The sequence below is a fragment of the Chryseobacterium sp. AG363 genome, from assembly GCF_003610675.1.
Taxonomy (GTDB): domain Bacteria; phylum Bacteroidota; class Bacteroidia; order Flavobacteriales; family Weeksellaceae; genus Chryseobacterium; species Chryseobacterium cucumeris.
This window is the reverse complement of record NZ_RAQF01000007.1, coordinates 72,642-98,637: the sequence shown is the minus strand read 5'-3', so window position 1 is coordinate 98,637 and position 25,996 is coordinate 72,642. Positions and strand designations below refer to the sequence as shown.

The window sequence follows — 25,996 nt, the reverse complement described above, 5'->3', positions numbered from 1 at the left end:
ATGTCCTACTTTTTTATAGCCCTGCACCAATACAGTATTATCATTTAAACCTGAACCTGTATTTCAGTATATAGTTTTAAGACAAAAAAAAAGCACCTACATTTTTGTAAGTGCTTGATTTTCTGTGGTCCCACCTGGGCTCGAACCAGGGACCACCTGATTATGAGTCAGGTGCTCTAACCAACTGAGCTATAGGACCTCAAAACTTGGTTAAATTTTGTGTTTGCAAAAATAGTAAAATTTCTTTCACTACAAAATTTTTTATTGCTTTTCTTGGCAAAGTTCTACCAGCACTCCGTTTGTAGACTTGGGATGAAGGAATACAACTAATTTGTTATCAGCACCTTCTTTCGGTTCTTCGGAGATAAACTGAAATCCTTCTTTTTTCAGTCTTTTCACTTCTTCCACGATATTTTCAACGCCAAATGCCAGATGATGGATGCCTTCTCCCTTTTTATCTATAAATTTCGAAATCGGGCTCTCTGGATTACTGGCTTCTAAAAGCTCAATTTTACTTTCTCCCGTTTCATAGAAAGAAGTTACTACCCCTTCCCTTTCCACTGTTTCTTTTTTATAGGATTCTTTTCCTAATAATTTGGCAAAAAGTTCATCAGAAACTCCTAAAGATTTTACGGCAATGCCAATATGTTCTAGTTTCATAAATACTAATCAATATAATTAAATCGTAAATTTGATACTGTAGTTGAATTTCAAAGTATCAATTCAAACAAAAGTACTAAATTTGCAGAAATTATGGAAAGTAACAGACAAAGAAAAGTAGCACAGATCATTCAGGAAGACTTCGCAGAGCTTTTCCGCAAACAGGCTTCAGAAAGCAAACAGAGCATATTGGTATCTGTTTCAGATGTAAAAGTAACTGCTGACTTAGGAATTGCTAAGATTTATTTAAGCATTTTCCCACAGGAATTCCGTACCGCTGTAATGAAGGAGATTGAAGAAAACAAACCTCAATACAGAAACTTCATTGGCCAGAAAATGGCAAAACAGGTGCGTATTATTCCACAACTTAACTTTTACCTGGATACCGCTCTTGATGATGTTGAAAGACTAGAAAGAGAATTAAGAGGTGAAGGCGACAATCCTGTTTTATAGATCTTGAAGAATATTGCATTTTACATAGCATCCAGATACCTTTTGGCTAAAAAGGGAAGTACTGCCGTTACGTTCATTACGTGGCTGGCTGTAGGTGCCATGACGGTTGCTGTGGCTGCAATGTTCGTCATTATTTCTGTTTTTTCAGGGCTTGAAGACCTGAACAAAGACCTTATTTCCAATCTTCACGCTGATCTTACGTTAAAAAGCACCTCCGGAAAAACCATCAAAAATCTGGATAACGTCAGTAAAGTTTTGAGCAACAATAAGGAAATCAGCAGTTTTTCCCGCGTTATAGAAGAAAAAGTATATATCAGTTTCAACGGAAAGGGTGATATTGCTTACCTAAGAGGGGTAGATTCTGCCTATGTTAAGGTAAATCCTATTAATAAAGAAGTGTTTTACGGAACTTATCCAAGTTTCAAATACTCGAATGAGGTGTTGATGGAAAACAGTCTGGATAACAGACTTTCAATTCCTGTGGATTCTTCCAATCATTATGCAACCGTCTTTATGCCCAAACCGGGAACAGGGATTATCAGTAAGGAAGAAGACATTTATAATAAAAGAGATATTCTGGTAACAGGTGTCTTCCCTGGAAAAGACCAGCTGGACAATTATATCGTTTCTCCTATTGAGCTTACAGAAGAATTACTCACTCTTCCTAAAAAGTCTGCTTACCAGATTGTTATTAAACTGAAAAATCCGGAAAATGCCGATGCTGTAAAACAAAGCCTGCTTTCTTCTCTCGGAAAAAATATTGAGATCAAAACCAAAGAAGAGGAAAATGCTGCTTTCTGGAAAATGATTAATACAGAAAAGCTATTCATTTACCTGATCTTTGCCTTGGTGATCTTTATTACGACTTTTAACCTTGCCGGAGCCATTATTATCCTTCAGCTTGACAAAAAAGAACAGGCAAAATCATTGATATCTTTAGGCTTTCCTTTAAGCCATTTAAGAATGACCTATTTCTACACTGGCCTCCTGATTGTGATTTCAGGTGTGATTACCGGATTAATTCTTGGAACAGCACTTTGCTACTTCCAGCTTTATACAGAGTTCTTCAGAGCCAATGAGGTTCTGCCATTCCCTGTAAAAATTGTGGGAAAAAATTATCTTATTGTGGCCCTTACAGCTTCCTTGTTTGGAATCACTATTTCATGGTTCTTTTCAAAAATCAGTAAAGAATATATTACTAAAGGCTAACATTTCAACTTTATATATTACATACAATTAATATACTTCGGTTTCATTTTTTCGTACCTTTACGCCCCAATTTTAAAAAATGAAACAAATTTTATCTTTTTTCCTTTTAAGCGTGACATTTATAAGCGCTTTGGCACAGGCTCCGGCTGGATATTATAACCAATCGCCGACCTTAACAGGTGCAGCTCTTAAAACAGCTCTTAAAATCATTATCAGTAATGGACATATAGACAATGGTTACGGTGGCCTGTGGACAGGTTATGCTACCACAGACCGCGATTATTTCTATGAAAATGATGGAACTATTCTGGATATTTATTCTGAAAACCCCAATGGACCGGATCAGTATAATTTCACCCTGGGAACCAGTCAGTGTGGATCTGCCGGATATTCTAATGAAGGTGACTGCTACAACAGAGAGCACGTTGTTCCTCAAAGTTTGTTCAACAATGCTTCCCCAATGGTAGCTGACATTCATTTTATCCGTGCTACAGACGGAAAAGTAAACGGAATGAGATCCAACTACCCTTTCGGAATTGTAGGAACACCTTCTTTTACTTCAAAAAATGGATCAAAACTAGGAAATTCGGTTTCTGCAGGATATGCAGGTACTGTATTTGAACCCATTGATGCTTTCAAAGGAGACATTGCCAGAATGATCCTTTATTTCGTAACAAGATATGAAGACAAACTTCCTAATTTCACTACTGGTGACATGCTTGGTAACACAGCATTCCCGGGACTACAGCCTTGGGCACTTAATCAATATTTAGCATGGAATGCAATGGATCCCGTATCTCCGGAAGAAATTGCAAGAAACAATGCTTCTTATACTTACCAGGGAAACAGAAACCCTTTCATTGATCACCCCGAATATGTTACTCAGATCTGGGGAGCTCCGGTTGTTGATAACCAAGCCCCTACAGCTGCAACCAACCTTGTTGCCAGCAACCCAACTTCAAACTCTATTGCTTTAAGCTGGACAGCTGCTACAGATAATGTAGGAGTAACTTCGTATGATATTTATGCCAACGGAACCTTAAAAGCTACTGTTTCAGGGACAACTACATCTACTACTGTTTCAGGATTATCACCATTGACTCAATACACATTCTACATTATTGCTAAAGATGCTTTCACAAACTCTTCCCCACAAAGTACAACAGCTACAGAAACAACTCTTGATGTACCTGCCGGAGGAGGAAACTGTGGAACTGAAAATTTCGAAATGATCACCGGTCCTGTAAATACATACATGACAGTAAACTGGACCAACAACGGAATTTCATGGACTGCTACAGACGCAAGAGTTGACCAGACCATCAATAATAAAGCTATTACCATAAAAAATGGAACTTTAATAAGTTCAACTTTCTCAGGTGGAGTTCAAAGCTTAACTTTAACAACTCAATTGAAATTCTCCGGAAGCGCAGGATACTTCAATGTTCTTGTAAACGACGTCAATGTAGGAACTATTCCTTACAGTAATGTTGTTACTACAACTACCATCAGCAATATAAATGTAAGCGGAAATGCGGTGATTAAACTGACAAATTCTTCTACCTCCAACAGAGTTGCTCTGGATGACCTAAGCTGGACATGTTTCGGTACTACGTTAGCTACCGCTGAAAACCAAAAGGACAAATCAGACTTCACTATCTACCCTAACCCGGTAAGAAATAATGAATTATTTGTAAAAGGAGAAAACCTTAGCAAAATTTCAAAAGCTGAGATCTATGATCTTTCAGGAAAACGAATTGAAACAATTGCAAATCCTTTCAAACATTCAAACAAAATTAATCTTAAAGGTATAGTAAAAGGAACTTATCTCCTTAAAACAGATAATTTCTCTACTAAATTTATCGTAGATTAATTATTAAAAAATATTTCAAACCAAGGCCGGATTTATCCGGTCTTTTTTTTATTTTTGATGTATGGATTCCAATAAAAAATTAGGATTGATAGGACGAAATATTTCTTATTCTTTTTCTAAAAAATTCTTCGAAAACAAGTTCCAAAAGCTCATGCTGAAGAATTTCTCCTACGATATTTTTGATCTGAACGAAATCAATGAAGTAGAAAACCTTTTTGCTTCTCCGGACTTGTTAGGATTCAATGTGACCATCCCATATAAAGAAAAAATAATCGATTATCTCGATGAACTAAGTGATGAAGCCGAGAAAATAGGTGCTGTCAATTGCGTTCTTATTCAGGATGGCAAAAAAACAGGGTATAATACAGATGCGTTCGGTTTTGAAAAGACGCTTCTTTTGCACAAAAAACCTTCTCAGGATAAAGCACTGATCTTAGGAAACGGAGGGGCAGCAAAAGCCGTCAAATATGCATTGGACAAGAACAATATTCCCTCTGTAACTATTTCAAGGAGTACAGAAATCAATTATGAAAATCTTGATCAGGAAACTGTTGCAGAGCATAAAATTATTATCCAATGTACACCGGTAGGCACTTTCCCGAATGTGAAAGACTGTCTGAACTTTCCTTTTGACGGGCTTTCTTCAGATCATCTCGTTATTGATCTGATTTACAATCCAAACTATACCCAATTCATCATCAATGCCTCAGAAAAAGGAGCAAAAACAGTGAATGGGTACTATATGCTTGAACAGCAAGCAGAAAAAGCTTGGGAAATTTGGAATTTTCAAAAAAAATAACATAAATTAGTACTTTAATTGGCCTTAAAGCTATATTTAAAGGATATTAACGCCACTCACATAAAAGATTTGCTATGACTACAGAAAACAATCTTTCTGAAAACGAAGAAAAGAAAAATCCTAACGAAGTATCTCAGGACCCATCAGAAAACACAGTTTCTCATGATGCAAACCAACATGAAGATGATGCAGAGCACCTGGATGAACATGAGGAAGAAATTTCCCTTGCCGATGCTTTAAAGGAAATGGAAAAAATCATCAACACTCCTAATGCCGGTGAGAACTTCAAAAGATTCAACCAGCTGAAAGAGAAAGCAAGTCATTATATCCATGATGAAGTGGAAGATAAAAAGCATGAATATGTAGAAGCGGGAAATCCAGCTGAAAATTTCAGCTACGAACACCCTTCTCAGGCTAAGTATTCTGCGTTGGTTAATATTTTCAAGGAAAAACATGACGACTTCCAGAAAGGACAGGAAGAAGAGCAAAAGAAAAACCTTGACCACCGTCAAAGCATAATCGAAAGACTTAAAAATCTATACACCAGCTCAGAACCAGGAATCAATCTTTTCAGATCTATTCGTGAGATTAAAGAAGACTGGTCAAAAGCAGGACAGGTTGCAAAGTCTGAATTCAAAATTCTCAACAATAATTATTTCCACCACCTGAATCAGTTTTATCAGATGCTGGATCTTAATAAAGAATTTCTGGAGCAGGAATACAGCCACAATCTGGAAAAGAGAGAACATATTATTGCCCGCGCTAAAGAGCTGGAAAATGAACCCGTTATCCAGAAAGCTCTAAACGAACTTCAGTATCTTCATAAACTTTGGAAAGAAGAAGCAGAACCTGTTGCTGAAGAGTTCCGTGAGAAAACATGGGAAGAGTTTAAAGAAATTTCGAATAAAATTCACGAAAGAAAATCTGAACTTTCAGCTTCTATTGAAAAAGAACAGAGTGAAAATCTTGAAAAGAAAAATCAGATTATTGCAGAAATCAAGAAACTGTCTGAACCTTCGGAAACGCCAAACCACAACTACTGGCAGAATGCCATTAAAAGAGTGGAAGATCTGCGTTCTGAATTCTTAAAAACAGGAAGTGTTCCAAGAAAACTTTCCAATCAAAACTGGAATGATTTCAAAACGACACTTAGAGGCTTTAATACAACGAAAAATAATTACTACAAATCGTTGAAAGGTTCTCAACAGGCAAATCTTGAAGAAAAACTTAAACTGATCCAGACTGCACAGGACAATATGAATAACGAGGAATGGGATATTGCTGTTCCGTTATTCAAAAAACTCCAGGAAGACTGGAAAAAAATCGGCCACGTTCCAAAGAGCATGACCAATAAAATCTGGGATGAATTCCGTGACGCATGTAATGCATTCTTCAACAATTACAGAGAGAAGAGCAATACTTCTACCGACAACTGGAAAGAAAATTATAAGAACAAAAAAGCTCTTCTTGATGAACTGAAAGAAGTTTCCAATGAAGAAGGAAGCATTGAAAGAATCGAGCAGATCAAAACTTCATGGAATAATATCGGAAAAGTTCCGAGAGATAAAATTTCAATCAACTCTGAATTCAACAAAACATTGAGAGAGAAATTGAAAATAAATAAGATCAACGAACTTGAACTGAAAGAAGAAGGTCTATCTGAAAACCAGCTTACCGACAAAGCAAGAAAGATCAAAAATCAAATCTCTGATCTTGAGGCAGAAATTGTTAAACTGGAAAACAACCTTTCTTTCTTCAACAAACCGTCCAGAGAAAACCCTCTTTTAAAAGACACTTATAACACGATTGATGAGAAAAAAGCTCATCTTGAAACGTTAAAACAAAATCTTCACAGCATTATCAGCGGAGATTAATACATAACAAAATAAATAAAGGCGGAGCAAAGCAATTTGTCTTCGCTTTTTCTTTTTATACATATGAACAACGACGAATTTTATATCAAAAGATGTATCGAGCTGGCTCAAAAAGCTCTTGGCAACACCTACCCTAACCCTCTTGTTGGAAGTGTGATCGTACACAACGGAAAAATCATTGGTGAGGGGTATCATCACAAAGCAGGAGAACCTCATGCAGAAATCAATGCCATCAATTCCGTTAAAAATAAAGATCTGATTCCGGAATCTACAATCTATGTATCTCTGGAACCCTGCGCACATTATGGAAAAACTCCGCCATGCGCTTTGAAGATTAAAGAATTAGGATTTAAAAAAGTAGTGATTGGCGCAATGGACTCCCATGATAAAGTGAATGGGAAAGGAAAGAAAATCATTCAGGATGCTGGAATTGAAGCCGTATCAGGAATTCTTGAAAAAGAATGCATTGAACTGAACAAAAGATTTTTCACCTATCACGAAAAGAAAAGACCATATATCATTTTAAAATGGGCAGAATCCGGTGATGGCTTTTTGGATAAGGATTTTACACCGACAGCCGTTTCCAATACATTAGTAAACCAGTTTGTTCATCAGTTAAGAGCTGACGAGCATGCCATTTTAGTAGGAACTCAAACTGCATTGAACGATAACCCCAGTCTTACCGTAAGAAATGTTGAAGGCGTAAATCCTGTAAGAATTCTGATTGATTTTGATTTAAAAGTTCCTGCCAGTTTCAATATTTATAACAATAAAGCAAGAACATTGGTTTTAAATTCCGTGAAAGAAGGTACTGAAGGACATATTCAATTCATTCAAATCAACAAGGCTCATTTTCTGCCTGAGCTCATGGAGGCATTGTATAAAGAACAAATACAATCTGTGATTATCGAAGGGGGCCGCTTTACTCTGCAGGAATTTATTAATGCTAATCTTTGGGACGAAGCTATTGTAATTAAAAATGAGAATTTGATATTAGAAAATGGGACAAAAGCTCCGGAATTAGATCAAGTTCCTGATACAATTGAAAATTTCAGAGATAATACCATTTCATTTTTTAAAGCAAAATAATACTTTTGTATCACCATCAAATGAAATAATTTCTTTACATTAGTCTTACAAATTAAAATTACTATGAAAAATTTAAAGAAAGTTTCGAGACAGAGTTTAAAAAAAGTAAACGGAGGAATTGCTCCTGAATGTTGCTCATTCTACCCTCCTTCATTACAACATTGCTGCGCAACACCTTCCAGTATGAGTTGCCCACCACCTTGGGCAGATGGAACATTCCCTTGTTAACTTTTGATATAAAAACAAAAACTAATATCATGAAAAATTTGAAAAAAGTATCAAGAATCGGTTTAAAATCTATTCAAGGCGGAGCTTTTGTAAACTGTACTTTGCCTAATGGAGACCTTACAAGATGTAGAGATTTCTGTCCTACAGACTTTTGTGGTCCTACAAACTATATTTGTTTACTTCCGCTGGATTATTGCGGATAGAAATAACAAAAGTTGCAATACATAAAAATTGGGAAGCTGTCAGAAATCTGGCGGCTTCTTTCATTAAGTACTAGGATTTATTTAATATTTTTGCATAACAAAGCAGCAATTCCGATGACGTTCGAATACAAAACCATAGAAAGCCCCATAGAAAATACTCTCTTAAAAGAAAAAGGAAGCAAGTTTATCGGATTTGCTTATCCTGTGACTAATGAAAAAGAATTAAAGAGTGCACTGGAGAAAATAAGAGAAGAACATCCGAAAGCAACTCACCACTGTTATGCTTTCAGAATGGGATTGAATGGGGAAAACTATCGCGCCAATGATGACGGCGAACCTTCCGGAAGTGCAGGATTGCCTATTTACAATCAATTATTAGCGAATGAAATCACCAATGTCCTTGTCATTGTTGTCCGTTATTACGGAGGAACCAAACTGGGAGTTTCCGGCCTTGTAAAAACTTATAAAGAATCTGCGAAGATTACATTAGAGGCAGCCAGTATTATCACCAGAGAATTAGAAACAGAAGTAGAGATTCAATTTAACTTCAATCAGCAGAATACAATTTTTACCTTGCTTTCTAAATTTGATGCTAAAGTTTTGAACTTCGATGCGAATGAAAATTGTATTCTCACCGCGTCATTGAAACTGGCACAAAAAGAAAGCATCTCAGAAAAGCTTTCTGAGATGCAATATGTTTCATTTGAATTTAATAATTAATCCCTTCTCCCACCAAGAAGCAAAGATCCCCAGTAAAGAAGTTGTGCCAGAGAACCTAATGCAGCTACCACATAAGTTCTTGCCGCCCATTTTAAGCTATCCTGTACTCCAACAAATTCTTCTGCAGTTACAGTTCCCGTATCTTTAAGCCACTTCATCGCTCTGTTACTCGCATCGTATTCCACCGGAAGTGTTACAAAAGCAAAAAGTGTTGTCATGGCAAACATCGCAACGCCGATTGCCAGCACAGTAGTGTTTCCATTAGGGTTTTCAATTGTTCTGGACGCAGCCATTACTGCGATACCCGCAATAAGGACAAATTGCATCAGATTGGAACTTATATTGACAATAGGAACCAGTTTTGAACGTAAATTCAGCATAGAATACCCTACCGCATGCTGCACTGCATGCCCACACTCGTGAGCTGCCACTGCTGCGGCCGCTGCGTTTCTCTGCATATAAACACCCTCAGAAAGGTTCACTGTTTTATCTGCCGGATTATAGTGGTCCGTCAACTGCCCGGGTACTGATATGACCTGAACATCATTTATCCCGTTATCTCTCAACATCTTTTCCGCTACTTCTTTCCCCGAAAGGCCATTTCGAAGGTGTACATTGGAATAATATTCAAATTTCGATTTCAATCTGGACGAAACCCACCAGCTCACCAACATTGAAATACCAATAATGATATAATAACCCACCATTTTATATAAATTTTGTGTTTAATTTTACCCATAATCATATAAAAACTGTGCCAAAGTATACGATATTATTATTTATATTTGTCCTTTAATTCCTCTCAAAAAACATGTCTACAGTTTCAATTATTGAAGTAAAAACAGCGGGTCAGCTCAAGCAATTCGTAAGGTTTCCAATGGATTTGTATAAAAACAATCCCTACTATGTTCCGTCCTTTATCAATGACGAAATCAACATTTGGAATGCAAATGAAAATCCTGCGCTTCAATATTCAGAAGCCAAACAGTTTCTGGCTTATAAGAATGATAAGATTGTAGGAAGAATTGCTGTTTTGATCAATCACAAAGAAGAGAGAGAGTTAGGCATTAAAAAAGTACGCTTTGGATGGATCGACTTTATTGATGATGCTGAAGTTTCAAAAGCATTGATTCAAAAAGCGGTTGATTATGCCAAAGAAAAAAATATTGACAAAATTGAAGGACCGATGGGCTTCACCAATCTTGATAAAGCAGGAATGCTGATCAAAGGTTTTGACCAGCTGGCGACGATGATCGGAATTTATAATAACGAGTACTATCCAAGGCATCTTGAGAACCTGGGATTGACTAAAGAAAAGGAATGGGTAGAGTTTGAAATAATCTTCCCCGAAACATTACCGGACAAAATTCATAAATTCAATCAGCTTATTTCTGAAAAATACAAGCTAAAAGTTTTAAAATTCAAAACAAAAGAAGAGATTATTCAGTATGTAGATCCTATGTTTGATCTTCTGGATGAGACTTACAAACATCTTTCTACATACACTCCGATTTCTGATGAACAGCGTAAAACCTATAAAGAGAAATATTTCAAACTTATTGATAAAGATTTCATTGTTTGTATTGCTGATGAACACAATAATCTGATCTCCTTTGCTATTACAATGCCTTCTTATTCCAAAGCTCTGCAGAAGTCCGGTGGAAAACTACTTCCTTTTGGCTGGTGGCATTTCTTACAAGCAGGAAAGAAAAATGACAGAGCGAACTTCTACCTGATCGGAATTCATCCGGATTATCAGAGAAGAGGAGTAACTTCTATTATTTTTAAAGAAATCTGGGATATTTTCAGAAAAAAAGGAGTAAAGTACCTTGAAACCAACCCGGAACTCGAAGAAAACAAAAGTATTCAGCTGTTGTGGCAGGATTACAATCCGGTGAATCACAAAAGAAGGAGAACATATTCAATGGAACTCAACTAATTGATACTGCATTTTGTAAAACGTAAACTCACTACCCAAACTTTGAACTTTATGAAACCACAGCTTATCATATTTGCTATTTTAATTGCCGGATTTATTGGTTATAACATTTTTTTTCAGTCGCCCGATGACAAAACCAATACGGTAATCAACATTCTTTTTGCCAGTATTCTTTTTGGATATATTTCCTTTATGGCCTACACTCTTTTGAAAAAAATGAAAAAATAGACGATAACCATAGCCCAATAGGTCATTTAATCACTTGTTTTTATTCCTCAATAAATAAATTCAAAATATCCACGATATACATGATGGGATGCAATTTTTCCAGAGTTACTACAAAAAAAGGGGAAAAATACCACAAAAAAATAATCATAAAAAGCTAATTTTTATTGATTCTAAATTACCGGTTTAGCTCATTTTAATCCGACTTTTAAGCTGATAAATTTCATGCTTTCTTGTTTATTCGCTAAATTTGCAAATTGAGATAATAATGCAAAAATGAATTTACCTGAAAGTTATATTCCAATCCTTATCCAGGCTGGTGTAGCAGTAGGATTTGTAGCGGTTTCTTTGCTTGGAGCACATTTCTTAGGTCCACAGCAGAAAAAAGGAAACTCTGTAAAAAACCAAAGCTGGGAATGTGGAGTTCCTGTAGAAGGAAATGCAAGAACACCGTTTTCTATCAAGTACTTCCTGACTGCGGTATTGTTCGTACTATTCGATATTGAAATCGTATTCTTTTATCCTTACGCTGTAAACTTCAGAGAATTCGGTATGGAAGGTTTCCTTGCCGTGCTTACATTCGTTGCGATCTTCTTCGTAGCGTTTTTCTATGTCTGGAAACGAGGCGCACTGGATTGGGATAAATAAATTTTAACATTAAAAGATTGAATAATTTAATCGTTTAAAAACAGAGATGATTAAATTTATAAACGTTTTAATCTTTAAATATCAACAAAAGAAAATGTCAGATAAAAAACCAGTAATAAGAACAGATGCACCTGCTCCCGAAGGCTATGAAGGAGAAGGGTTTTTCGCAACAAAACTGAGCAGTGTAATCGGGATGGCAAGAAAGTTTTCACTTTGGCCGTTACCCTTTGCAACCTCTTGTTGTGGTATCGAGTTTATGGCTACCCTGAACCCGACATATGATGCTTCAAGATTTGGTATGGAAAGAAACTCTTTCTCTCCAAGACAGGCAGATATGCTGATGGTTTGCGGAACTATATCAAAGAAATTGGGACCAGTCCTGAAAGAAGTATACACTCAGATGGCTGAGCCGAAATGGGTGGTAGCAGTTGGAGCTTGTGCTTCCAGCGGTGGTATTTTTGATACGTATTCTGTACTTCAGGGAATTGATAAGATTATTCCGGTAGACGTTTACGTTCCCGGATGTCCTCCAAGACCTGAACAGATAATTGAAGGTGTAATGCAGGTACAGGCTCTTGCAGAAAGCGAAAGCATCAGAAGAAGAGACATGCCTGAATATCAGAAATTATTAGATTCTTACAACATAAGCAACTAAACGGAAATGACAAACGAATTTGTATTAGAAGCAATCACAAGAGAATTTCCGGAATCTGTCATTTCAAGCTCAGAACCTTATGGAATGCTGACTATTGAAGTGAAGAAAGAAGATATTAAGAAAATCATTCACTATCTGAAAGATTCATCACTGGAATTTAATTTCCTTACGGATATCTGTGGTATTCATTATCCTGAATTCCCTGAAAAGGAAATTGGTGTTGTATACCATTTGCACAATATGATGGCCAATTTCAGATTACGTCTGAAAATCTTTATGTCCAGAGAAAATATTGAAGTAGACTCTCTGGTAGAGCTATTTGCAGGAGCTAACTGGATGGAAAGAGAAACGTATGATTTCTATGGGATTAAATTTAAAGGACACCCGGATCTCAGACCTATTTTAAATATGGAAGATCTTGGATACCACCCAATGTTGAAGGAATATCGCCTTGAAGACGGTACAAGAACCGACAAGAACGATAGCATGTTCGGAAGATAAAAAATAATGCAATAAGCAGTAAGCAGCAAGCAATAAGCTTAAAGCCTAGAGCCTATAGCCTAAAGCATTTAAATTATGAAAGATAACTCATTATCTAATATACTAAACCAGTACGAAAGTAAGGAACAGATTGATGGACAATTATATACCCTGAATCTGGGACCTACCCACCCTGCTACGCACGGGATTTTCCAGAATATCTTAACGATGGATGGAGAAAGAATCCTTCACGCAGAGCAAACCGTAGGATATATCCACAGAGCATTTGAGAAAATTTCTGAAAGAAGAAACTATTCTCAGATCACTACCCTTACGGACCGTATGAATTACTGTTCTGCACCCATCAATAACTTAGGCTGGCACATGACAGTAGAAAAACTGATTGGCGTAGAAGTTCCAAAACGTGTAGACTATATGCGTGTTATCCTGATGGAGCTTGCCAGAATCGGTGACCACCTGATCTGTAACGGGGTAACCGGAATGGACTCAGGAGCTATTACAGGTCTTACTTATATGTTCATCGAAAGAGAACGTATTTATGATATGTATGAGCAAATCTGCGGAGCCAGAATGACAACCAATATGGGAAGAATCGGAGGTTTTGAAAGAGATTTCACTCCTAAATTCCATGAGCTGATCAAGGATTTCTTAAAAACTTTCCCACCAAGATTCAAAGAATTCTGTACTTTATTAGAAAGAAACAGAATTTTCATGGACAGAACCATCGGTACAGGAGCTATTTCTGCCGAAAGAGCTTTAAGCTACGGTTTCACAGGTCCTAACTTACGTGCAGCAGGTGTAGATTACGATGTACGAGTTGCGCAGCCTTATTCTTCATATCAGGATTTCGACTTCATTATTCCGGTAGGAACTTCAGGAGATACTTACGACCGTTTCATGGTTCGTCAACAGGAAGTCTGGGAATCAATCAAAATTATCAAACAAGCATACGAAAATCTTCCGGAAGGGCCATTCCATGCGGATGTCCCTGATTTCTATCTTCCTGAAAAGGCAGATGTATATCAGAAAATGGAAGCATTGATCTACCATTTCAAAATCGTAATGGGAGAAACCGATGTACCAAAAGGAGAAGTTTACCATGCTGTAGAAGGTGGAAACGGAGAATTAGGTTTCTATCTTGTGAGTGACGGAGGAAGAAGCCCTTACAGACTTCACTTCAGAAGACCATGCTTCATCTACTATCAGGCATACCCTGAAATGATTACAGGTTCTGTAATTTCAGATGCCATTGTAACGATGTGTAGTATGAATATTATTGCGGGAGAATTAGACGCATAAAAAGAAGATGTCAGACATCAGATTTCAGATGTTAGACTCTTCGCTTTATATATAAATTTAAAATCTGATGTCTGAAATCTGGCATCTGAAATCTTAGATAAAAAATGAGCGAAACAATAGCTTTTAAACCGGAAAGTTTAGCACAGGTACACAAAATTATCGCAAGATATCCTGAAGGAAGACAAAAATCTGCTCTTCTTCCTGTACTTCACTTGGCACAGAAAGAATTCGGAGGATGGTTAGATGTTCCTGTGATGGATTATGTTGCCGGACTATTAAGTATCCAACCGATCGAAGTATATGAAGTGGCTACTTTCTATACCATGTTTAATATGAAGCCGGTAGGTAAATATGTATTGGAAGTTTGCAGAACAGGGCCTTGTATGGTTTGTGGAAGCGAAAAAATTCTGGATCATATCAGAACCAAACTGAACATTAAGGATGGAGAAACTACTGAAGATGGTATGTTTACTTTAAAACCAGCTGAATGTCTTGGAGCATGCGGATACGCACCCATGATGCAGCTAGGGAAATTCTTTCATGAAAATTTAACGATAGAAAAAGTAGATGAAATCCTTGATCTTTGCAGACAGGGACAAGTTGCTTTAGACTAATAGAAATTTTAAATTCTACATTTTAGATTTTAAATTATTCAGTTATTTTCTTTAATAATTATAAAAAGCTAGAAGCCAATGGCCAATAGCGAAAAGCATAATAAACAATGAGTAAAAAACTTTTACTTAAAGACGCACATATAGAAGGTATCCGCTACTTTGAAACTTACCGTAAACAGGGAGGTTATACAGCAGCTGAAAAAGCCTTGAAGATGACTCCGGACGAAATTCTTGAAGAAGTAAAAGCTTCAGGACTAAGAGGTCGTGGTGGAGCTGGATTCCCAACAGGAATGAAATGGAGCTTTCTGGCCAAGCCTGAAGGTGTTCCAAGACACCTTGTTGTGAATGCGGATGAATCTGAACCTGGAACATTCAAGGACAGATATCTGATGGAGTTCCTTCCTCATTTATTGATTGAGGGAATGCTAATTTCTTCTTACTGTTTAGGATCCAATACTTCTTATATCTACATCCGTGGAGAATATTCGTGGATTCCCGATATCCTTGAAGAAGCTATTGAAGAAGCTAAAGCAGCAGGATTTTTAGGTAAAAATATTTTAGGAACCGGTTTCGATCTTGAAATCTATGTACAGAGAGGTGGTGGAGCATACATCTGCGGTGAAGAAACGGCATTGCTTGAGTCCCTTGAAGGAAAAAGAGGTAACCCGAGATTAAAACCACCATTCCCGGCAGTAAAAGGTCTTTGGGAAAGACCAACAGTGGTAAACAACGTTGAATCCATTGCGGCAGTAGTTCCGATCATTGATATTACAGGTGCTGAGTATGCTAAAATCGGAGTGGGAAGATCTACAGGTACGAAACTGATTTCTGCTTGTGGAAACATCAACAAACCGGGTGTATACGAAATCGATATGACGATCACAGTAGAGGAATTCATCTATTCTGATGAATATTGCGGTGGTATTAAAGATGGTAAAAAATTAAAGGCTTGTATTCCTGGAGGAAGTTCTGTTCCGATTGTTCCTGCAAACCTATTGCTGAGAACCGTGAATGGAGAGCCAAGATATATGAACTATGAATCATTGGCAGATGGTGGTTTCGCTACCGGAACCATGATGGGTTCAGGAGGTTTCATCGTTTTGGATGAAGACCAGTGTATTGTAGAACACACCATGACATTGGCGAGATTCTACAATCACGAAAGCTGTGGACAATGTACGCCTTGCCGTGAAGGAACGGGATGGATGTACAAGATTTTAAAGAAAATCGAGAAAGGAGAAGGAAAAATGGAAGATATCGATCTGCTTTGGGATATCCAGAGAAAAATCGAAGGAAATACGATTTGTCCGTTGGGTGATGCCGCAGCTTGGCCGGTTGCAGCAGCGATCCGTCACTTCAGAGATGAATTTGAGTGGCACGTAAAAAACCCAGAGTTGTCTCAGACACAAAATTATGGATTGGCACATTATGCTGACCCTATCCCGGCTGTTGAAAAGAACGCATAAGTAAAAGATGAAAAAATTATTGGTGGTCGGCTTAATGATGTCGAATTTTGTATTTGCACAAAATAAGAAAACTGATACTGCAAATTATAACAGATCCGTTGAAGAGGATTTGTCATATTTAGTGAGTGAGAAAGAGCAGATTAAAGCTGAGAGAAAGGAAAAACCTTTACCATTGAGCAAAAAAGGTCAGGTTTTCGTATTTTATGGTTGGAACAGAGCAGCTTACAGCAATTCTGACATCCACTTTACCGGAAACGGATACGATTTTCAGCTGAATAATGTAAAGGCACAGGACAGACCTACAAAATTTGGAATTGTCTATTTTGATCCGAGCTGGTTTACTGTAACACAGTATAATTTCAGAATAGGATACTTTATTAAAGATAATTTAGCATTGGTATTAGGGATAGACCATATGAAATATGTAATGGATCAGAACCAGACTGTAGGTTTCAAAGGTCATATTTCAGATCCTGAATATGCAGCAATGGTTCAGAACGGGCAGGTTAATCTTGCAGATGAGAAGTTCCTTACTTTCGAACATACAGACGGGCTTAACTATGAAAACTTAGGTCTAGAGAAATACAAAAATCTTGTTCATAAGAAAAATATAGATTTAGTATGGTCTTATGGAGCCGGAATCGGATTTATGTTTCCGAAAAGTAATGTAAAACTTTTTGGTAACGAAAGAAGTGACCGTTTCCACGTTGCAGGGATGGGAACCGATATCAGATCCAGTCTTAACCTTGTATTCTGGAAAAACTGGATGCTGAGATTAGAAGGAAAAGCCGGTTATATCAACATGTGGGATATTAAAACTACATTAAATAACAAACCGGACAAAGCACGCCAGGATTTTGTTTTCGGACAGGTCCTTGGAGGAATTGGATATACATTTAATACAAAGAAATATAAATAACAAAGCCTATTGCTTAACGCATAAAGCTTAAAGCATATCATATGAGCGAAGAAGTTAAAAAATTCAAAATAACTATAGACGGACAGACTACCGAAGTTTTGCCTGGTACTTCTATTCTGGAAGCTGCAAGACAAATTGGTGGTAAATCTGTACCTCCTGCAATGTGCTACTACAGCAAATTGGAAACCAGTGGAGGAAGATGTAGAACTTGTCTCGTAGAAGTTTCTAAAGGATCTGAAGCAGACCCACGTCCTATGCCAAAATTAGTAGCAAGCTGCAGAACTAATGTAATGGACGGTATGGAAGTAAAAAATCTTACTTCTGAGAAAGCTCAGGAAGGAAGAAAAGCGGTTACCGAATTCCTATTGGTAAACCACCCGCTGGACTGCCCTATCTGCGATCAGGCAGGAGAATGTCATCTTCAGGACTTAGGATATGAGCATGGTGTGGAAAACACAAGAACAGAATTCGAAAGAAATACTTACGAAGCTGATGATCTTGGACCAAACATCAAACTAAATATGAACCGTTGTATTCTTTGCGCAAGATGTGTACTGACTGCTAACCAGCTTACAGAAACAAGAGAACACGGTATCCTTTTCAGAGGAGATCACGCTGAGATTTCAACGTATTTAAATAAAGCTTTAGACAATGACTTCATCGGAAACGTTATCGATGTTTGTCCTGTAGGGGCATTAACAGACAGAACAGCCCGTTTTGCCAGCAGAGTTTGGTTTACAAAACCAATGAACGCTTCCTGCAAATGTGATAAGTGTTCAGGAAAAGCTGTAGTATGGATGAAAGGTGACGAAATTGTAAGAGTTACTGCCAGAAAAGACCAGTGGGGAGAAGTGGAAGAATTCATCTGCGATACATGCCGTTTCGAAAGAAAATCTTTATCAGACTGGAATATCGAAGGTCCTAGACACATCGACAGACATTCTGTAATTTCATTGAACCACTACGAAAAGCCAAAAGACGAACTAAGAGTTTTAGACAATCCGATGGCTAAAGAAATCAGTGAAAAAGACGAAAAATAATTAATAAGACATCAGATTTCAGATACCAGACTTCAGACAGCAAATTAAATCTGACATCTAGCATCTGACATCTTAATATCTAAATAAAAATGGATTTACTTACATTTAAACTTATACTTGTACTAGCACTTTTCCTGCTATCGCTGACGATTGCAGCCTACTCTACCTGGGCAGAAAGAAAAGTAGCCTCTATCATGCAGGATAGAATTGGTCCTAACAGAGCCGGACCATTTGGATTGCTGCAGCCTCTTGCTGACGGTGGAAAGTTTTTCTTCAAAGAAGACTTTACGCCTGCCAATGCAGAAAAATTCCTTTTCGTATTAGGACCAGCGCTGGTAATGTTTATTTCATTGATTACAGGAGCTGTAATTCCTTGGGGTAAAAGTTTAAATATTGCAGGTACTTCTTTTGATCTTCAGGTAGCAAACATCGATGTTGGTGTACTTTTCATCATCGGTATGGCTTCCATCGGGGTTTACGGAATTATGATCGGAGGTTGGGCTTCGAACAACAAATATTCATTACTAGGTGCTATCCGTGCTTCTTCTCAGATGATTTCTTATGAATTGGCGATGGGATTAGCACTTCTTTCTATCATTATGATGTCTGGAAGTTTGGATTTAAAAGAAATCACTGAAAGTCAGACAACCGGAAGATTATGGGGCGTTATTCCTTGGGTTTCTGGATTGAACTGGAACATTTTCTACCAGCCGATTGCATTCCTTGTTTTCTTTGTAGCTGCTCTGGCAGAAACCAACAGACACCCGTTCGATTTACCTGAGTGTGAATCTGAATTGGTAACAGGATACTCTACAGAGTACTCATCCATGAAGTTAGGTTTATATATGTTCGGAGAATATGTGAACATGTTTATCTCTAATGCTTTTATGGTTGTCCTTTTCTTCGGAGGTTATAACTATCCTGGTATTGAATGGGTAACTCAGAACTGGGGTGAAAACACTGCAGGGATTTTAAGTATCGTAGCATTCCTTACGAAAACAGTAATTGGAATTCTGATCTTCATGTGGATCAGATGGACACTTCCAAGATTCAGATATGACCAGCTAATGCACTTAGGATGGAAAACACTAATCCCTATGGCATTGGTAAACCTATTAATTACAGGAGCTGTAATTTTAGCGTTTGGAAATTAAATTATCTAAACCTAACAGGTTTTTGAAACTTGTTAAGTTTGTGTGAATATTGAATATTAAAAATTAAGATAACAGACAAGATTAGTCTAAAATCTGGTGTCTAACATCTAATATCTATAATTAAATGAAACTTACAAACAGATCAAAAGTTGTTTCCAATAAAGAAATGACCCTTGCTGAAAAAATCTACCTTCCTGCGATCTTTACAGGGATGGGGATTACATTTAAGCATGCTGTAAGAACCGTGATAAAGGGTGCTCCCGCAGTATATTCATATCCGGAAGTACAGAAACCAAGAACGACTATCTGGAGAGGTCAGCACGTTTTGAAAAGAGACGAAGAAGGCAGAGAAAGATGTACAGCTTGCGGACTTTGTGCGGTAGCTTGTCCTGCAGAAGCCATTACGATGACTGCTGCTGAAAGAACTAAAGAGGAAAAAGGTCTTTACAGAGAAGAGAAATACGCTTCAGTATATGAAATCAATATGCTAAGATGTATTTTCTGCGGTATGTGTGAAGAAGCTTGTCCTAAATCTGCCATCTATCTTACTGACAGATTGGTAGACGTGGAAACAAACAGAGGTTCTTTCATTTACGGAAAAGATAAATTAGTTGAAAAAATAAATGAAAGGATTGATATCACGACAAGACAATCCGAGAAACAAAAAAATGCGGTAAAATAATGGATCAGTTTTTATTTTTCTTGGTGGCGTTTTTAGCAGTGGCAAGTGCTGTTTACTTTGTATTTGCAAGAAATCCTCTTTATGCTATTTTGTCATTAATTGTTACGATGTTTTCAATTGCCGGAATGTACATTCTTCTCAATGCACAGTTCCTGGCAATCATCCAGATTATTGTTTACGCAGGTGCCATCATGGTACTTTTCCTTTACATCTTAATGATGCTTAACCTTAATAAACAAGACGAAAGTAAGAAGAACAATACTTTAAAATTTGTTGGAGTTTTTACGGCAGGTCTTCTTTTGGTAGGTGTATTAGGAGTTTTCAGAGGAGTAAAAGACAATCACATTGTTGTTGAAAATGTAGACAGAGGGGTTGGTCTTACCAAAAATCTGGGTAGACTTTTGTTTAATGAATATGTTTTACCGTTTGAGCTTGCTTCCATCCTAATTCTGGCAGGTATTGTAGGCGCGGTATTAATCGGTAAAAAAGATTTATAAAAATTATGGGAGAAGTAAATACATTTATACAAAGCATCCCTTTGGACTACTTCATCATTCTTTCATCAGTATTGTTCTGTCTGGGAGTAATGGGAGTATTGCTTAGAAAAAATGCTATTGTGATTCTGGGCTGTGTAGAGCTTATGCTGAATTCTGTAAACCTTTTATTGGCAGCTTTTTCAGCGTATAAAGGCAACGGCGACGGACAGCTTTTAGTTTTCTTCATTATGGTGGTAGCTGCTGCTGAAGTAGCAGTAGGTCTTGCAATTATTGCGATGCTATATAGAAACACCCGTTCTGTAGATGTGAGTATATTTAATAAATTAAGAGGATAAGAATGGAGAATCTAGTATATGCAATAGTACTTTTACCACTTTTAGGGTTTCTTATTAACGGGCTGTTCGGGAAAAATCTTCCAAAAATATTGGTAGGATCTCTGGCTACTGCTGTAGTTTTCGGATCTTTCTGTATTGCAGTAAGCCTTTTCATGAATTTCAATTCTGAAAGCCAGCCTGTCATTGTAAAAGCTTTTGAATGGTTTAGAGTCAACGGAGTTCAGATTAATTTTGGATTCCAGATTGATCAGCTTTCTTTAATGATGGTGATGATCATTACGGGTATCGGTTCACTGATCCACTTATACTCTATCGGATATATGAGTCATGATAAAGGATTCTACAAGTTCTTTACTTACCTGAATCTTTTCATCTTCTCGATGTTACTTTTAGTAATGGGAAGCAACTACCTTATCCTGTTCATTGGATGGGAAGGTGTAGGTCTTTGTTCTTACCTGTTGATCGGATTCTGGTATACCAACGAAGAATATGGTAAAGCAGCAAGAAAAGCTTTCATCATGAACAGAATTGGTGACCTTGCGTTATTGATCGGTATCTTCATGATCGCTTCTCAAACCAATGCTGTAGATTATCTTTCTGTAGCAGAAAACGCTTCAAAATTTGAATTAGACGGAACAGTGATTATCTTTATCACAGCGAGTTTATTCATCGGTGCTACCGGTAAATCTGCTCAGGTTCCATTATATACATGGTTACCGGATGCGATGGCGGGACCAACTCCTGTATCAGCGTTGATCCACGCGGCAACGATGGTAACAGCAGGTATCTATTTGGTAGTAAGATCCAATTTCTTATTTACTTTAGCACCAACTGTACAGGGAGGAATTTTATTCATCGGGTTCTTAACTGCTGCTTTGGCAGGGTTCTATGCACTACGTCAAAACGATATCAAAAAAGTGTTGGCTTATTCTACAGTTTCACAGCTTGGATTTATGTTCATCGCTTTAGGTCTTGGTGCCTATACAACAGCAATGTTCCACGTAATGACACACGCATTCTTTAAAGCGTTATTATTCTTAGGTGCAGGTTCTGTAATCCATGCTATGAGCAACGAACAGGATATGCGTTTCATGGGAGGTCTTAAAAAATATATTCCTCTTACCCACGCTACATTCCTTATCGGAACATTAGCCATCTCAGGTTTTCCTTTATTATCAGGGATGATCTCCAAAGACGAAATTTTAGTAGCAGCTTTCGCTAAAAACCCTGTTTACTGGGTAATCTTATTTGTTTTAGCGGCAATGACTGCAACGTATATGTTCAGACTATACTACCTGACATTCCACGGAGAATTCAGAGGTACTGAAGAACAGAAACACCACTTACATGAAAGCCCGTCAAATATGACATTACCATTGATCGTATTGGCTATTCTTTCTGTAATCGGAGGTTTTATCAACCTGCCACACTTTATCGGTCATGGGCATTATGCCAAACTGATGGAATGGTTAAAGCCGGTTCTTACGGAACAAAGCTACAGCCAGATGGAAGCTACTCTTTCAGGAGTACCTTTCAATACTGAAATGATCTTATTAGCAGCTACAGTCTTGATGTTCTTCACTGTATGGTTCATTGTTAGAAATACTTATGTAAGTAAGAAAAAGATGGCTGTTGCAGAGGAAAACTATACCGGATGGGAAAAGCTTTCTGCTAAGAAATTATATGTTGACGAACTTTACAACGCATTGATTGTAAAAACTGTTGAAGGATTAGGACGCGGAGGAAAAATGTTTGATAAGGGTATCTTAGACCGTTTTGTAAACTTTGTAGGTGATGGTGCTGAAGACAGCGGAAAAGCTATGAAGCGTGTACAGAACGGAAATGTAGAGACATATATCCTTATCATGTCTTTAGCGGTGGGAATTATATTAATTGTTAACTTTTTATTACAATAATAATGTCTTGTTTGTTATTAACATTATTACTATTACCTCTAGTAGGTTCGGGATTAGTTTTTGCCTGGAAGAATAATTCCAGCAAATATTTGGCGCTTGGAATTGCATTGGTACAAATGCTCCTTACGTTTTACGTACTTTCGGATTTTGATTTTACTCCGACAGTAGACAGCGTATTGCAGCATGAGATCAATTATCCATGGTCACAATTTATGAAGAGCTCTCTTCACTTCGGTATCGATGGAATGAGCATGCTTCTTTTATTACTGACCAATATTCTGGCTCCAATCATTATTTTATCATCTTTCAACGAAAATGTAAACTATAGAAATACATTCTACGGACTGATTCTATTGATGCAGTTTGGTCTTGTAGGAGTATTCACTTCTTTAGACGGATTGTTATTCTACATTTTCTGGGAAGTAACTTTGATTCCAATTTGGTTCATTGCCGGACTTTGGGGACAAGAGAATAAAAGGTTTGAATTCACTACGAAATTCTTCGTATATACTTTCGTGGGATCATTATTTATGTTAGCCGGATTGATTTATGTGTACAACCACTCTGCATCATTCGCTTTAACAGATTTATATAATGCTCAGCTGAATGAAGTACAGCAGACTGTGGTATTCTGGTTTATTTTCTTTGCTTTTGCAGTGAAATTACCGGTATTCCCTTTCCATACATGGCAGCCTGACACGTATACCTACTCTCCTACTCAGGGATCTATGTTATTATCAGGGATCATGCTGAAGATGGCAGTATATGGTGTAATGCGATACTTACTTCCAATCACTCCGCTTCCGATTGCCGGAATTTCAGGACAGATTGTAATTATTCTTGCCATCGTGGGAATTGTTCATGGTGCATTGATTGCGATCATCCAAACGGATATGAAGAGAATCATTGCGTATTCATCTTTCTCTCACGTAGGATTAATGGTAGCAGGGATCTTCGCTTCAGCAGTAGTTACTTTGAGAGGAACTTTCAATGTAGAAGGTGCTGAAGGAGCTTTGGTACAGACATTTGCTCACGGTATCAACGTGGTAGGATTATTCTACTGTTGTGATATTTTATACAAGAGATTTAAATCAAGAGACATCAGACAAATGGGAGGTTTAGCTAAAGTAGCGCCTAAGTTTGCGGTGTTGTTCCTGATCATTATATTAGGTTCAATGGGAGTTCCATTAACCAATGGATTCATCGGGGAATTTATTTTGTTGAAATCGGTTTATGATTTTAACGGAACAGCAGCAGTAATTGCTGGTCTTACGGTAATTCTTTGTGCGGTGTATTTATTAAGATTCTACGGAAAAGCAATGTTTGGAGAAGGAGATGAAGCCGTTTTAAGTACAGCAAAAGATTTATCAGGCGTAGAATTTTCTGTATTGGCAAGTTTAGCGGTTTTTGTGATTTTACTAGGTATTTTTCCACAACCGGTAATCGACATGGTGAGTAGTTCGGTGAAGTTTATCTACCAATCAATGGTAAGTTAATTTGATATTTTAAGAAATGAGTGTTTTAATTATTGTTTTCCTAACGGCAGTTATTGCGTTATTTTCAGGAGTTTTTGAACAAGGAAAATTCGCAAGATACATTGGGATTTTGGGATTAATCATCGCATTGTACGTAAGTTTTATGCCGGAATGTTCGTTTTTCGACCATTACAAGCATATGTATGAGTACAGTGACAATACCGCATTATTCACTAAAATATCAATCGTAACAACATTATTGTTATTCTTCCTGGGCGGTTTTGCTTTCAGCAACCACAGAAGCCACCAGTCAGAATTATATGCATTGATGCTATTCGCATTATGTGGAGGGATCATCCTTTTCGGATACCAGAACCTGGTGACGATGTTCTTAGGAGTTGAGATCCTTTCTATTCCGTTATATGTAATGGCGGGAGCTAACAAAACTGATCTGAGATCCAACGAAGCTTCTATTAAATATTTCCTTATGGGTGCATTCGCAACAGGTTTCTTACTGTTCGGGATTGCGTTCATCTATGGAAGTGCAGGAAGTTTTGATCTGTACAAAATCCACGACTTTGGAGTAGCAAATGCTGGAAATGTAATGTTCATCTTAGGTGTATTACTGATTCTTTGCGCATTGGCATTCAAGGTAGCTTTAGCACCTTTCCATATGTGGAGCCCTGATGTATATGCAGGTTCTCCTTCATTAATCACAGCTTTCATGGCGAGTGTAGTAAAGATCTCAGGATTCTTTGCCCTGTTCAGATTGATGACGCTTGGTTTCGCTGGGGTTACTCACGAATGGATTAATGTTTTAGGGGTATTCTTAATCATTACATTACTTTTGGCAAACGTTATGGGTCTTGCTCAGACGAATGCAAAAAGAATGCTGGCATACTCTTCAGTATCTCACGCAGGATATATCGGATTGGTATTCTTCGGAATGACAAGTCTTTCTACTTATAACCTTGCCTTCTATCTGTTTGCTTACTCTTTATCTACAGTAGGAGTTTTCATGTGTCTGATCTGGGTAGAGAAATTAAAAAGAGAAACGTCTTTCGGAGCTTTCAAAGGATTGGCAAAAACAGAACCTTTATTGGCAACAGCAGCAACGATCTCAATGCTTTCAATGGCAGGAGTTCCGTTAACAGCTGGTTTCATGGGGAAATTTGCTTTATTCTCCCAGGCGATGAACGGTGCTGCATTCTTAGTACTGGTAGCTGTGTTAGGTTCTGCCCTATCCATTGCCTACTATCTAAGACTGATCATTGCGATGTTCTTCTTTAAAGAATCAACATTCAAATCATCAGAAAAAGTAACCCTTACTTACAACATTATTGCAGTAGTGGTTATTGCCCTGATTATCATCCTAGGAGTTTTCCCGGATATGTTTGCAAGAATTTTCGGGTTGTAAAACGACCTTATTATAAATGATATTAAAACCTTCCATTTAATGGGAGGTTTTTTTGTTGATATAATTACTTTAAAATTTATTTATCACTTATCGTAGAATTACTACA

28 protein-coding genes and 1 tRNA gene are annotated in these 25,996 nt (G+C 37.4%); 26 read left to right on the top strand and 3 right to left on the bottom strand.

Translation table 11 applies throughout. The annotated features are described in order from the left end of the window. Positions 1-125: 125 nt before the first annotated feature. Together DEU39_RS21945 and mce are read right to left on the bottom strand one after the other, a co-directional pair. A tRNA-Ile gene (locus DEU39_RS21945) sits at positions 126-199 on the bottom strand. 62 nt (positions 200-261) lie between these two features. Beyond that, positions 262-660, bottom strand: coding sequence for a methylmalonyl-CoA epimerase (gene mce / locus DEU39_RS21940; protein WP_062675576.1), 399 nt, complete (start codon positions 658-660; stop codon positions 262-264). A 93-nt stretch (positions 661-753) separates the two neighbouring features. On the opposite strand from mce, the gene rbfA reads away from it, so the two are divergent. The 9 genes from rbfA to DEU39_RS21900 all read left to right on the top strand — a co-directional run bounded on the left by rbfA (position 754) and on the right by DEU39_RS21900 (position 9,108). Next, on the top strand, positions 754-1,113 hold the full coding sequence (gene rbfA, locus DEU39_RS21935) for a 30S ribosome-binding factor RbfA (RefSeq protein ID WP_034693455.1): 360 nt from the start codon (positions 754-756) through the stop codon (positions 1,111-1,113). A 3-nt stretch (positions 1,114-1,116) separates the two neighbouring features. Further along, positions 1,117-2,322: an ABC transporter permease gene (locus DEU39_RS21930; protein ID WP_034693452.1), complete on the top strand. Its 1,206-nt coding sequence runs from the start codon at positions 1,117-1,119 to the stop codon at positions 2,320-2,322. Between the two features lie 79 nt (positions 2,323-2,401). Next, positions 2,402-4,195 (top strand): endonuclease, encoded by a 1,794-nt coding sequence (locus DEU39_RS21925; protein ID WP_120233375.1) that lies wholly within the window; start codon positions 2,402-2,404, stop codon positions 4,193-4,195. Positions 4,196-4,256: 61 nt separating this feature from the next. After that, positions 4,257-4,994: a shikimate dehydrogenase family protein gene (locus DEU39_RS21920; protein ID WP_062675579.1), complete on the top strand. Its 738-nt coding sequence runs from the start codon at positions 4,257-4,259 to the stop codon at positions 4,992-4,994. A gap of 74 nt (positions 4,995-5,068) precedes the next feature. Next, the gene (locus DEU39_RS21915) at positions 5,069-6,868 is read left to right on the top strand and encodes a DUF349 domain-containing protein (RefSeq protein ID WP_062675580.1); all 1,800 of its coding nucleotides are present in this window, start codon (positions 5,069-5,071) and stop codon (positions 6,866-6,868) included. A gap of 63 nt (positions 6,869-6,931) precedes the next feature. Next, positions 6,932-7,957 (top strand): bifunctional diaminohydroxyphosphoribosylaminopyrimidine deaminase/5-amino-6-(5-phosphoribosylamino)uracil reductase RibD, encoded by a 1,026-nt coding sequence (gene ribD, locus DEU39_RS21910; protein ID WP_120233374.1) that lies wholly within the window; start codon positions 6,932-6,934, stop codon positions 7,955-7,957. Between the two features lie 63 nt (positions 7,958-8,020). Continuing rightward, a complete protein-coding gene (locus tag DEU39_RS24565; RefSeq protein WP_167348784.1) occupies positions 8,021-8,185 on the top strand; it encodes a bacteriocin-like protein in 165 nt (54 codons plus the stop codon). Between the two features lie 29 nt (positions 8,186-8,214). Continuing rightward, entirely contained in the window at positions 8,215-8,388 is a 174-nt protein-coding gene (locus tag DEU39_RS24560) for a bacteriocin-like protein (RefSeq protein WP_157885786.1), read from the top strand. Positions 8,389-8,502: 114 nt separating this feature from the next. Then, positions 8,503-9,108: an IMPACT family protein gene (locus tag DEU39_RS21900; protein ID WP_062675582.1), complete on the top strand. Its 606-nt coding sequence runs from the start codon at positions 8,503-8,505 to the stop codon at positions 9,106-9,108. Here the strand turns inward: DEU39_RS21900 and DEU39_RS21895 are convergent. Beyond that, positions 9,105-9,815: a zinc metallopeptidase gene (locus tag DEU39_RS21895; protein ID WP_174525207.1), complete on the bottom strand. Its 711-nt coding sequence runs from the start codon at positions 9,813-9,815 to the stop codon at positions 9,105-9,107. The genes DEU39_RS21900 and DEU39_RS21895 overlap by 4 nt on opposite strands. 104 nt (positions 9,816-9,919) lie before the next feature. Here DEU39_RS21895 and DEU39_RS21890 point away from each other — a divergent pair, with 104 nt between their 5' ends. The 17 genes from DEU39_RS21890 (at position 9,920) to DEU39_RS21815 (ending at position 25,890) form a co-directional block, all read left to right on the top strand. Then, on the top strand, positions 9,920-11,047 hold the full coding sequence (locus DEU39_RS21890; RefSeq protein ID WP_062675583.1) for a GNAT family N-acetyltransferase: 1,128 nt from the start codon (positions 9,920-9,922) through the stop codon (positions 11,045-11,047). A gap of 51 nt (positions 11,048-11,098) precedes the next feature. Beyond that, positions 11,099-11,275 carry a hypothetical protein gene (locus DEU39_RS24555; RefSeq protein WP_167348785.1) on the top strand — a complete coding sequence of 59 codons (177 nt, stop codon included), beginning with the start codon at positions 11,099-11,101 and terminating at the stop codon, positions 11,273-11,275. 273 nt (positions 11,276-11,548) lie between these two features. Next, positions 11,549-11,920 (top strand): NADH-quinone oxidoreductase subunit A, encoded by a 372-nt coding sequence (locus DEU39_RS21885; RefSeq protein WP_034693436.1) that lies wholly within the window; start codon positions 11,549-11,551, stop codon positions 11,918-11,920. Between the two features lie 94 nt (positions 11,921-12,014). Beyond that, a complete protein-coding gene (locus DEU39_RS21880; protein WP_002983540.1) occupies positions 12,015-12,575 on the top strand; it encodes an NADH-quinone oxidoreductase subunit B in 561 nt (186 codons plus the stop codon). A 6-nt stretch (positions 12,576-12,581) separates the two neighbouring features. Continuing rightward, complete coding sequence (locus DEU39_RS21875; protein WP_062675584.1) at positions 12,582-13,076, top strand: NADH-quinone oxidoreductase subunit C; 495 nt, start codon at positions 12,582-12,584, stop codon at positions 13,074-13,076. A 75-nt stretch (positions 13,077-13,151) separates the two neighbouring features. Continuing rightward, positions 13,152-14,375 (top strand): NADH dehydrogenase (quinone) subunit D, encoded by a 1,224-nt coding sequence (gene nuoD / locus DEU39_RS21870; protein ID WP_002983543.1) that lies wholly within the window; start codon positions 13,152-13,154, stop codon positions 14,373-14,375. 104 nt (positions 14,376-14,479) lie between these two features. Continuing rightward, on the top strand, positions 14,480-14,989 hold the full coding sequence (gene nuoE, locus DEU39_RS21865; protein ID WP_062675585.1) for a complex I 24 kDa subunit family protein: 510 nt from the start codon (positions 14,480-14,482) through the stop codon (positions 14,987-14,989). A 107-nt stretch (positions 14,990-15,096) separates the two neighbouring features. Then, positions 15,097-16,455, top strand: coding sequence for an NADH-quinone oxidoreductase subunit NuoF (gene nuoF, locus DEU39_RS21860; protein WP_089697000.1), 1,359 nt, complete (start codon positions 15,097-15,099; stop codon positions 16,453-16,455). Between the two features lie 7 nt (positions 16,456-16,462). Then, positions 16,463-17,374: a hypothetical protein gene (locus DEU39_RS21855; RefSeq protein ID WP_117753116.1), complete on the top strand. Its 912-nt coding sequence runs from the start codon at positions 16,463-16,465 to the stop codon at positions 17,372-17,374. Between the two features lie 41 nt (positions 17,375-17,415). After that, entirely contained in the window at positions 17,416-18,414 is a 999-nt protein-coding gene (locus tag DEU39_RS21850) for a 2Fe-2S iron-sulfur cluster-binding protein (protein ID WP_062675587.1), read from the top strand. 89 nt (positions 18,415-18,503) lie between these two features. Then, complete coding sequence (gene nuoH, locus DEU39_RS21845; protein WP_120233373.1) at positions 18,504-19,568, top strand: NADH-quinone oxidoreductase subunit NuoH; 1,065 nt, start codon at positions 18,504-18,506, stop codon at positions 19,566-19,568. Between the two features lie 124 nt (positions 19,569-19,692). Continuing rightward, positions 19,693-20,250: a NuoI/complex I 23 kDa subunit family protein gene (locus tag DEU39_RS21840; protein WP_040996950.1), complete on the top strand. Its 558-nt coding sequence runs from the start codon at positions 19,693-19,695 to the stop codon at positions 20,248-20,250. Continuing rightward, positions 20,250-20,747: an NADH-quinone oxidoreductase subunit J gene (locus tag DEU39_RS21835; RefSeq protein ID WP_034693417.1), complete on the top strand. Its 498-nt coding sequence runs from the start codon at positions 20,250-20,252 to the stop codon at positions 20,745-20,747. Before DEU39_RS21840 ends, DEU39_RS21835 begins: the two co-directional genes overlap by 1 nt. A 5-nt stretch (positions 20,748-20,752) precedes the next feature. Next, positions 20,753-21,082 (top strand): NADH-quinone oxidoreductase subunit NuoK, encoded by a 330-nt coding sequence (gene nuoK / locus DEU39_RS21830; protein ID WP_002983557.1) that lies wholly within the window; start codon positions 20,753-20,755, stop codon positions 21,080-21,082. 2 nt (positions 21,083-21,084) lie between these two features. Further along, positions 21,085-22,998 (top strand): NADH-quinone oxidoreductase subunit L, encoded by a 1,914-nt coding sequence (gene nuoL / locus DEU39_RS21825; protein ID WP_120233372.1) that lies wholly within the window; start codon positions 21,085-21,087, stop codon positions 22,996-22,998. Positions 22,999-23,000: 2 nt separating this feature from the next. Further along, positions 23,001-24,494 carry a NuoM family protein gene (locus DEU39_RS21820; RefSeq protein ID WP_062675590.1) on the top strand — a complete coding sequence of 498 codons (1,494 nt, stop codon included), beginning with the start codon at positions 23,001-23,003 and terminating at the stop codon, positions 24,492-24,494. Positions 24,495-24,510: 16 nt separating this feature from the next. Then, positions 24,511-25,890, top strand: coding sequence for an NADH-quinone oxidoreductase subunit N (locus tag DEU39_RS21815; protein WP_120233371.1), 1,380 nt, complete (start codon positions 24,511-24,513; stop codon positions 25,888-25,890). Positions 25,891-25,996 lie beyond the last annotated feature (106 nt).